Annotated in this window: 7 protein-coding genes; 4 read left to right on the top strand and 3 right to left on the bottom strand. The window is 43.4% G+C overall.

What is annotated here, in order from left to right; all coding sequences use genetic code 11:
* Positions 1 to 261: 261 nt before the first annotated feature.
* Complete coding sequence (locus tag IQ263_RS26640) at positions 262 to 660, top strand: helix-turn-helix transcriptional regulator (protein WP_255515936.1); 399 nt, start codon at positions 262 to 264, stop codon at positions 658 to 660.
* The gene (locus IQ263_RS26635; RefSeq protein WP_194071079.1) at positions 609 to 1,088 is read left to right on the top strand and encodes a GNAT family N-acetyltransferase; all 480 of its coding nucleotides are present in this window, start codon (positions 609 to 611) and stop codon (positions 1,086 to 1,088) included. The genes IQ263_RS26640 and IQ263_RS26635 overlap by 52 nt, the downstream gene beginning before the upstream one ends.
* Before the next feature lie 185 nt (positions 1,089 to 1,273).
* Here the strand turns inward: IQ263_RS26635 and IQ263_RS26630 are convergent, their stop codons facing one another.
* Positions 1,274 to 3,805, bottom strand: a complete 2,532-nt coding sequence (locus IQ263_RS26630; protein ID WP_194071078.1) for a vWA domain-containing protein — start codon at positions 3,803 to 3,805, stop codon at positions 1,274 to 1,276.
* Positions 3,806 to 3,966: 161 nt separating this feature from the next.
* Positions 3,967 to 4,164 (bottom strand): hypothetical protein, encoded by a 198-nt coding sequence (locus IQ263_RS28990; protein ID WP_228050386.1) that lies wholly within the window; start codon positions 4,162 to 4,164, stop codon positions 3,967 to 3,969.
* Between the two features lie 46 nt (positions 4,165 to 4,210).
* Between IQ263_RS28990 and IQ263_RS28985 the strand changes: the two genes are divergently transcribed.
* On the top strand, positions 4,211 to 4,363 hold the full coding sequence (locus tag IQ263_RS28985; protein WP_228050385.1) for a hypothetical protein: 153 nt from the start codon (positions 4,211 to 4,213) through the stop codon (positions 4,361 to 4,363).
* A gap of 172 nt (positions 4,364 to 4,535) precedes the next feature.
* Entirely contained in the window at positions 4,536 to 10,004 is a 5,469-nt protein-coding gene (locus IQ263_RS26620) for a trifunctional serine/threonine-protein kinase/ATP-binding protein/sensor histidine kinase (protein WP_194071077.1), read from the top strand.
* 2 nt (positions 10,005 to 10,006) lie between these two features.
* Here the strand turns inward: IQ263_RS26620 and IQ263_RS26615 are convergent, their stop codons facing one another.
* Positions 10,007 to 10,150, bottom strand: a complete 144-nt coding sequence (locus IQ263_RS26615; RefSeq protein ID WP_194071076.1) for a hypothetical protein — start codon at positions 10,148 to 10,150, stop codon at positions 10,007 to 10,009.
* Between the last annotated feature and the right edge of the window lie 168 nt (positions 10,151 to 10,318).

The following is a 10,318-nucleotide window of genomic DNA, read 5'->3' as shown; positions in this document are numbered from 1 at the left end:
GGGCGGCGCTCGGAACATTATGATCCGAGCTTTGAGGGACGGCTCCTTTGCTTTAGCTATCAATAGCGAAAGTATTGCTATCGCGTATGCCCTGTTTGTCTAGGGTTGTGCAGCGTAACACCGTCAGGAGAGCAAGGACGTCGGCTATGTCATATTGCAGTTTTGGGTGGCTGCACTCACCAAATTGCTAGAGCAGTCGATCGCCTTCGTAAAGACTTTAATCAGCCACTTCGCATTGAAAACATCGCACGAGAGCTTGGAATGAGTGTCTCCAGCTTCCACCATCACTTCAAGTCTGTCACTGCCATGAGTCCCTTGCAGTTCCAGAAGCAACTGCGGCTTCAGGAAGCTCGCCGTCTGATGCTGGGGCAAAACCTTGACGCTACCAGTGCTGCTTACCGTGTCGGCTATGACGATTCCTCGCACTTCAACCGAGAGTACAAGCGGCTCTTTGGTATACCGCCGATGCGCGATGTGGAGCGGCTGCGAGAAGCTGCTAGAGAGATTGCGAGTTCAACACGATCTCCTCAAGATGCCCTAATCAGGCCAGAAATCGCTAAAACATTAGGCATTTATTGCGCTCACTGTATTTTGGGAACAAATCAACTATGGTTGGACAAATCAGAAAGTATAATAAATCTCATCTTAATCAAGTTTTAGACATATTTAAAACAGAAGAAAAATTACTAGGCTTGGTGCCTGATGATGCTTTACAGAAAGAACTAGATGCTGTCGAAAAGAATTTATTGAATGGCCAAGGTGAAGATAAATATGGAAAATGGTCTATTAAAGCATGGGTTATAGTGGATGGTGATGTAGTAATTGGATTTGCCTTGGCTCGTGAGTATAAGGATAAGACAATATTAAATCTTTTATATATTTTGAAAGATTATAAACGCAAAGGCTGCGGAACTAAATTGATGAAGCAGGTTAAACAAAACTGCAAATCTCCAATTGAGTTACCAGTCTATGAGGAGAATAAAATAGCGGTTGCTTTCTATAATAAACACGAGTTTTTATCTACTGGTGATGAGATTGAACACGATCTTAAGTATCTAGTGATGACTTGGCATAAAGCTAAAAGCTAAGCAATTGCACACACTCAAACTCTTGTTCTACTCCCATCATAGAAGATTTGCGATCGCTCCTTTCGTCTTGGCAACCTAACACTTGTCCCATCTACCTATTTCCTAGTCGCCACCCCTGCGCCTTTGCGGTTTATTTCAATCAGCTATATTTAACCAAGGTGGGCAAATAATGCCCACCCTAATTCCTACTTCCCTACCGTGAAATACTCATTTTTAGCATACACGCTAATAATGCAGTCGCTCACTTCAAAAAACATCCCCTCTTGCTCATCTTTAGAAAATTGCAAGTTGCCGTATTTAGAATTAATTTCCTCAGCATTCGCCGCTTTTGCCTCCATTTCATCCGGGATAAGTCCGGTAGAACCGATATAGAAAACCAGCGGTGAAACTTTTTCCCTGTACACTTTTTCGGCATAAGCTTCTAGTTGCTCGTTCGCACGGGTTAAAGCCGCTATAAACTCGTTTCGCTTGACATCTTCTCCCTGCCATTTCGCTTGCAAAAGGCGCAGCAAACTATCTGCACCCACTTTAGCTAAAGTAGCGCTAACAATTCCGTTATCCTCCAACCCCAGAAACTCATCGAAAATCAGTTTCATCAAGTCGTCAACTTTGGTGATTTTGGTGCGGGATGACAGCGTTTTGTGGGCGAAGACGACAGGCTCGTCTAAGGTGATGTCAAATGTCGGTTTTGCTAGCTTTTCGCCCGTGTTTTTGTGGTAAACTTCGTAAAGGCGATCGAGAAATTTGTTGGCTGAGTGGAATTTGCCGAAGTTGAGGATGTTTTTGCTGCCGATGTCGATTTTGTAGCTGACTCGCGAATCTACTTCACCGTTGGCGATCGCACTTTTCAATTCCGTATATTCCGTAGTCGTCGGAAAGTTGATGTAAAGGCTTTTAGACAGATAATGCTGTTTCAATTCTTCCAATTGTTCCGCCGTATAAGCCTCGGATTCTTCCTTCAAATGAGCCGAGAGAATGCTGGAGATAATTTTAATATTTGCGAGTTCCTCAAACACTCCGTCCAGGCTGCTGTAACGTCCGTCAAAAGGCACTAGCGGCAAACTTGCTAATTTAATATCATACTCTGCATGGAAGTCAAATTCTGCCACAGGTGAGCCGTCTTTTTCCAGTACACCGCATTTGTTGAGCAAGTCAAACACTGGTTTGCTGCTGATTTTGGTTCGCAGCGACTTGATATTAACTTCGCCGTCGCTGACAATGGTATAATTGTTGAAAGTATTGAGGTCTGTAACTAGAATTCCTGCCACTTCTGCGATTAAAGTTTCATCCTCAACTTTTACCAGCTTAACTTTTCGGGTAATCAGCATATTGATGGTAGCTGTATTTTGATTGATCGCAAATGAACCCATCCGCACGTATTCGCCACCATCTAAGAATTCAGTTTTCAGCGAAGGCTTGACAATGTTACCGTTTTCGTCACGCTTTCCTTCAACTCGCTTTAAACCTTTGCGCTGATAGTTTTCTTGCAAGTGTTTTAAGTTGATGATGATGCTGTTGCTGTTTTCCTCTAATATCTTGACTAACTCCAGCAGGGAAATTTTGTCGCTGACTTTTACCCGATCGCCAATTTCATGATTTTGCAACACATCAGGCGCAAAAACAGCCTGTTCCAAATCTTCTGTAAACTCCGCTATTTGGGCGTTTGTCAAAGCTTTCGCGTGTTTTTCCGTCAAAGTAGCGTCGAAGGTGCTCGCCAGCGCGTACTTCGCCGTATTTAAATTACCGTCAGCGAGGTTAGCTTTCGCAAAAGCAAACACCGAATCATCAGTTTGAGCAGCGGGAACATCTACTTTGTCATACTCTTCTTTGGCGACTTTTTGATATTTGTAAAACATTCCCATATCGTCTGCTTTCAGCCCGCAAATTTTCAGCGTACTCGACGAACCGCTGATTTTTTTGCCGCTTTTAGAAACAAAAACTTGATAATCGTATTCCTTAATTAACGGTTCTTCCAGCGGTGGCGCAACGGAACCCCCTAACAGTTTAGTGCTGTCATAAAGAGCATCATAAACCGTTTTCACTTCGCCAGCGCGAATGCAATTTCCAGATAAGGTGTTGGCAATTTTGGAGAGCAGTTTGAAGTCAGCAGAGGCATAGGATATGGTATTTGCAAACACATCCATGTCTTTGAGTTCTTCACAAATTTCCCCTAATTTTGCAGATTCAGAATTAGCACTTGGGTCATTGGCGTAACCGTCTGTGTGCAAATTAATTGCTGTCACTTCTCCCGCTTTCACCAGAGATTTAGCGAGCTCCATCGACTGCGATATGCAGGTACAGCCAGCGGTGTGTATTTTTTGAATTTCTTTGATATATTGAGAGTCAAACTTCATCACTTCTTGAATCGGAATTCGCTGGAAGTGACAAATTACATCCCCATTGTCAGCATAGGAAATTAAGCTGATTATTAGCTGGTAATTGTTGTATTCGTCTAAGGTCAAAAGCTTGATTAGGGTTTCTTTGAGCGGCTGTAAGTCATAATACATTGAGCCGGAGCGATCGATAATGATGATGCTGTGGGCGACGGATTTTTCTGGGATATCACCGGGCTTTCTTTCTAGATTTGTGCGATCGACTAAATAAAATGCTTTTTCGTTTCCGGCAAAATTGTAGAGGGTAAATTTGGTGCGAGTACAGTCGGCTGCTTGGCTGCTGGAACTTTTGACTTGAGATGATTGTTTTGCTTGCCGTGCCATAGTTTTAACCCGTGTTGACTTATTCCTCAACGCTATCCTGACACGCGCTTCCGTCAATGTCAAGGCCTGTGCCGCAAATTATCTGAACACTTAAAATAAGCATTAATACTTAGTTTTTGTAAGGCAATCGCCATAAGCTGTTGCGGTATTTAAATTGTATGTTAAAAAACGATCGCACAATCAGTGGGTTCGCCCGTGCTGCTCAAAGCATTGTTAACAACAGGTGCTTGGGCTGTAATTAGTTGATCTTTGATGGCGATCGGAATGCAGTTGAGCAAGTTGAATTTTTGGCACAATATCAAACAAGTTCTGGCTTGTCTGGCGATTAAAATTCTGTTGATTCCTTTGGTAATTGGCACGGGTTAAACGTTTGTTGGCATTGCGGGCGCGCCGGGACTTTCGCTAGTGCTGCAAATGGCAATGCCTCCGGCTTTTGGTACTACTTTGCTGGCAGAAGTTTTCAATCTCGATCGCGAATTAGCCGTAAGTGCGATCGGCATCGGCTGGGTTACGTTATTGTTCGCTATTCCAATATGGATGAGGCTATTTAGTTTTTAATTAAAATCAAATTTCTGTAGTTTAAAAAATGTTTGATTTATGTGATCTCAATCACAAATATTGAATTATATCTGTCATATTAACTATACTTAACAATCACTGAAGTAGCAACTCTATTTGCTGCTGTTAAGCTAGAAATAGCCTAAAAAAAAGGTAAATTTTCACAAAAACTATGGATCTTCTAGATTTTACACTGACAGGTTATCAAATTCTCGATCGCATTTATGCGGGCACTCGCACCCTGGTTTATCGCGGAGTTCGATCGTGCGACAAACGGCCCGTCGCCATCAAAGTGTTGCACAGCGAGTATCCAAGCTTCAGCGAAATCGTACAATTTCGCAATCAATATACTATTGCCAAAAATCTCAATTTGCCCGGAATTATCCAAACCTACAGCTTGGAAGCCTACCAAAACAGCTATGCGCTGGTAATGGAAGACTTCGGGGGAATCTCTCTAAAACAATGGGTGGAACAAGGGGAAACTCCACCGGATTTAAGCGATTTTTTGCAAATGGCGATCGACATCAGCAGTACATTAGATATACTCTACCGCCACAGAATAATTCACAAAGACATTAAACCCGCCAATATTTTAATTAACCCCGAAACAAAACAAATCAAACTGATTGATTTTAGCATCGCATCTTTGCTGCCAAGAGAAACTCAAACCCTACAGAATTTTAACCAAATCGAAGGCACCCTCGGCTATTTGTCTCCCGAACAAACCGGCAGGATGAATCGCGGTATTGACTACCGCACAGATTTTTACTCTTTAGGCGTGACTTTTTACGAATTGCTGGCGGGACAATTGCCATTTCAATCCGAGGATGCGATGGAATTGGTACACTGTCATATTGCCAAGCAACCGCCATCACTGCAGGAAATCAACTCGCAAATCCCGCCCGTACTCTCGTCCATTGTCAGCAAATTGATGGCGAAGAATGCCGAACACCGCTATCAGAGTGCTTTGGGGCTGAAATTTGATTTAGAAAATTGCTTGCGTCAATTAAAAGAAAGCGGTATAATACACATTTTTCAACTAGCCCAGAGAGATGCGTGCGATCGGTTTAGCATACCAGAAAAACTCTACGGTCGCGAAACCGAAGTAGAAACTCTGCTATCGGCCTTTGAGCGCGTTGCCACCCCCCTTTCATCCCCCCTTACCGAGGAGGGATATAGGGGAGTAGAAATGATGTTAGTAGCTGGTTTTTCTGGGATTGGGAAAACTGCAATTGTCAATGAAATTCACAAACCAATTGTGCGGCAGCGCGGCTATTTCATCAAAGGCAAATTCGACCAATTCAACCGCAATATTCCCTTCTCAGCTTTTGTGCAAGCCTTTCGAGAGTTAATGGGACAATTGCTCAGCGAAAGTGACTATAATTTAGAAAAATGGCAAGCTAAAATACTGCAAGCAATAGGCGAAAACGGGCAAGTCATTATTGAAGTAATACCCGAACTACAAAAAATTATTGGGCCGCAACCACCGGCAATAGAATTATCAGGAACTGCAGCACAGAATCGGTTTAATTTATTGTTTCAAAAATTTATTCAAGTGTTCACAAAACCAGAGCATCCGCTGGTGATGTTTTTGGATGACTTGCAGTGGGCAGATTTCGCATCCCTACAGTTAATGCAACTGTTGATGTCCGAGTCGGAAACCAGCTATTTATTAGTAATTGGTGCTTACCGAGATAATGAAGTCTCCCCTGCACATCCGTTGATGCTGACACTGGATGCAGCAGTCAAAGCCGGGGCAACTGTTAATACTATTACTCTGCAACCCTTGAGTTCAGAAAGTCTAAATTATTTAGTAGCTGATACGCTCAATTGCGCTCCAAATTTGGCAGTACCGTTGACTGATTTAGTGGCACAAAAAACCCAGGGAAATCCATTTTTTGCGACGCAGTTTCTCAAAGCATTGCATCAGGATGAGTTGATTGAGTTTAACTGGAAATCCGGACACTGGCAGTGCGATATTGTTCGGGTTCGGGAAGCGGCATTGACGGAGGATGTGGTGGAGTTTATGGCGCTGCAGTTGCAAAAGTTGCCGTCGGCGACTCAGGATATTTTGAAGTTGGCGGCTTGTGTGGGGAATCAGTTTGATTTAAGCACCTTGGCGATTGTTTCTGAAAAAACCGAAGTAGAAGCGGCAGCTACACTGTGGAAAGCATTGCAAGAAGGACTAATTTTGCCCCAAAGTGAAATTTACAAATTCTATTTGGGAGAAAGTGATTTAGAGCCAACCGCGCAATATCAAACACTGAATTACAAATTTTTACACGATCGCGTCCAACAAGCGGCCTATTCTCTGATTCCTGAAGACCAAAAACAGATTACCCACTACCAAATCGGACAACTGCTGCTGAAACAAATTTCCCCTGAATCTAGAGAAGAATACATTTTTGAACTCGTCAATCAATTAAACTACGGAATATCTCTGATTTCCCAACAAACAGAACGAGATGAATTAGCACAGCTAAATCTTACTGCCTGTCGCAAAGCCAGAGCAGCCACCGCCTATCAAGCGGCTCGCGAATATGCCGCAGCGGGATTATCAATATTGACAGAAAATGCTTGGCAAAATCAGTATGAAATTACCCTTGCGCTGCATGAATTAGCAGCGGAAGTGGCTGCTCTGTGCGGTGAGTTTGAAGAAATGGAACAGTTCATCGATATTGTCACCCAACAGGCACGATCCTTACTAGAAAAAATCAATGTTTACCGAATTCAAATTCAATCTAATATCTCCCAGGTTAAATTTAGCGAAGCCCTTGCGATCGCCCAACAGGTTCTGCAACAGCTTGGCGTAACTTTTCCAGAAATACCCGCCCCGACAGATATTCAACAAGAAATCCAAGAAATTGGGGAACTGGTTGGAGACCGAAAAATTGAAGATTTTCTCAACCTACCTGTGATGAAAGATGCGAAGAAGCTCGCAATTATCCAGATTGCCAGCAGCATCATGTCAGTAACTTATGCCTGCGGATCTCCCTTATTTCCCTTAGTGATTTCGCTGTCAGTCAAACTATCCCTCCGGTACGGAAACACACCTGTTTCAGGTCTTAGCTATGCTTGCTACGGCATCATTTTGTGTAATCTGTTGCAAGATGTAAATACAGCAACACAGTTTGGTGAGTTAGCACTCCAGGTAGTCTCAAAACTGGATGCTAAAGCTACTAAACCTGAAGTGTCCTTGGTGCTAGGAATGTCGATCGCGAGCCGTAAATATCATATCAAAGATAGCTTACCACTCTTGAGCGATGGTTACAAAACTGCCTTAGAAGTCGGAAACTTGGAGTTTGTCGGACATAATGCTAACGTTTTTTGTCACAATTCTTTTTGGTGCGGTCAGCCCCTTGCTACCTTAGAGCAGGATAGTCGCAACTACTGCAATCAGTTAGTGCAATTGAACCAATCGATCACAGCCAATTACTGCCGGATATGTTGGCAATCTATTTTAAATTTGCTGGATTTTACAGAACACCCCACCATGTTGTCTGGGAAAGCCCTCCAAGAGACGGAGTTTCTGCCCCTGCTGCTGTCTGGCAACGATCTGTTTGGGTTGTATCACTTCTATTTGTATAAGCTAACTCTTTGCTTTTTGTTTGGGGAAGTTGAGCAAGCTAACAACCATGCACTCTTTGCCAGACGCTATTTAATGGCTGTTGCGGGAACCGTCGGTGAAGCTGCATTTTATCTCTATGATTCTCTGATTGCTATAGCATTGTTGAGTCAACAGTCAGATGAGACAGCAGAAGCATTAAAGCGGGTAGAACAAAACCAAACGCAGTTAGAGCTCTGGGCCCACCATGCTCCTATGAATTATCAACATAAGTTTGATTTGGTGTCAGCGGAAAAATGTCGGCTATTAGGACAAAAAGCCGAAGCGATCGAGTTGTACGACCAGGCTATTTCTGGAGCCAAAGCCAACGAATATATCCAAGAAGAAGCTGTAGCCAACGAACTCGCCGCTAAATTTTACCTCGATTGGGGCAAAGAAAAAGTGGCGATTTCCTATATGCAAGAAGCCTACTACTGTTACGCTCGTTGGGGTGCAAAAGCCAAAATTGATGATTTAGAAAAGCGGTATTCCAAACTTCTGGCTCCCATATTGCAGGCCCAACAAAACGGTTCGGTTTTCAGCGAAATTTGCTTTCAAACAATTGAAAGATCTTCAATTTTACATCAAACTTTCCAAACATCTCAATCTAGTAGCAGTATTTCCGAAGCCCTCGATATCGCTGCTATTCTTAAAGCTTCACAAGCTCTATCGAGTGAAATAGAATTAAAAAAATTGCTGGGTGTACTGATGTCTGTGGCCCTAGAAAATGCCGGGGCAAAAAAAGCTGTTCTACTGTTGGTTAAAGATGGCAATCTCGCGGTTGAAACTGTAGCCAAGACCGAGAAAAATGCGGTATCAATATCTGTTCCGCTGTCATTTAAGGAGGCGGTTCCTGCTGCTGTGGTCAACTATGTCAAGCACACTTTAAAAACTGTGGTTTTGGATAATGCAGCAGCACGAAACGATTTTATGGCAGACCCGTATTTGATGGACAAAAAGCCCAAAAGCGTGCTGTGTGCGCCGATTTTACATCAGGGTAAGTTAATTGGGTTGCTGTATTTAGAAAATAACTTGACAATTGCGGCATTTACTGAGGATCGCACTCAAGTTATCCAACTGTTGTGCGCCCAAGCGGCGATTTCACTCGAAAATGCCCGCTTGTACCAACAATCTCAGGCTTACGCCCAAGAATTAGAACGATCGCTCGTTGACTTGCAGCAAGCACAGTTACAGGTAGTGCAAAGTGAAAAAATGTCCGCATTGGGCAATCTCGTCGCCGGAGTCGCCCACGAAATCAACAATCCTGTCGGCTTTATCAGCGGCAATATTAATGAAGCAACGACTACAATCAAAGATGTAATCAACCACTTGAAATTATATCAAGAAAAACTGCCAGATCCGGGCATCCAAATCGAACAAGATGCTGATAAGATTGATTTAGAGTATGCTTTAGAAGATTTGCCCAAGATGCTGTCGTCGATGAAAGTGGGATGCGATCGCATTCGCGACATCAGCACCAGCCTCCGCACCTTCTCCAGAGCCGATAAAGACTACAAAGTTCCCTTTAATATCCATGAAGGTATTGAGAGCACCATTTTAATATTGAAACATCGGCTGAAAGCTAACGAACACCGTCCGGCGATCGAAGTTGTTACAGATTACGAAAATCTACTAAAAATCGAATGCTTTCCCGGTCAACTAAACCAAGTTTTTATGAATTTGCTGGCAAATGCGATCGATGCCCTAGAAGAGTCAAATCAAGGACGCAGTTTTGCGGAAATCGAAGCAAATCCCAACAAAATCGCGGTTAGTACCAGTATGTTGGACGATCGCCACATCAAAATTACAATTGCCGATAACGGTGCGGGAATGACGGCAGAAGTCAAACAGCGGATTTTTGATTATTTGTTCACAACGAAGGCGGTAGGAAGAGGTACTGGGTTAGGATTGGCGATCGCCCGCCAGATTGTCGAAGAGACTCATGGGGGTAAAATTGAGGTCGATTCTGAGTTAGGGCAAGGCACAATTTTTAAGATGCAGCTCCCGATCGGGCGATCGACTCCCCGCTCTACTTGAAATCAATAGCGATCTGCATCCCACAGACTGCCGTCTCCCAGCCGATGTATAGCAGGAGGCAGTTCGGCTTGAGGAAGAGGTAATAAGCTGTTGAGGGATTTAAACTGTATGTCAAAAAACAATAAAACAATGAGTGGGCTGGGCACGCGAGCCCGCCCTAAATATGCAATGTTTATTTGCGCGACAGCTTAATAGCAATTATTTGGGTACTCGAAAATGTCCGATCGCGTTGTGGCCGTTGCTGCACATATAGCAATCCTCGCATCATTTGTGAATTTCTTACTCCCTCCCCGAACTCGCGGGGAGGGTTGGGG

This window comes from Tychonema sp. LEGE 06208, from assembly GCF_015207505.1.
Taxonomy (GTDB): domain Bacteria; phylum Cyanobacteriota; class Cyanobacteriia; order Cyanobacteriales; family Microcoleaceae; genus Microcoleus.
Note: the sequence above shows the minus strand (reverse complement) of the source record. Positions and strands in the feature narration are given on the sequence as shown.

What these genes read in the sequence shown, in the direction of transcription:
- IQ263_RS26640 (WP_255515936.1), top strand. Translation starts at nt 262, where the DNA reads ATGAGTGTCTCCAGCTTCCACCATCACTTCAAGTCTGTCACTGCCATG.
- IQ263_RS26635 (WP_194071079.1), top strand. Translation starts at nt 609, where the DNA reads ATGGTTGGACAAATCAGAAAGTATAATAAATCTCATCTTAATCAAGTT.
- IQ263_RS26630 (WP_194071078.1), bottom strand. Translation starts at nt 3,805, where the DNA reads ATGGCACGGCAAGCAAAACAATCATCTCAAGTCAAAAGTTCCAGCAGC.
- IQ263_RS26620 (WP_194071077.1), top strand. Translation starts at nt 4,536, where the DNA reads ATGGATCTTCTAGATTTTACACTGACAGGTTATCAAATTCTCGATCGC.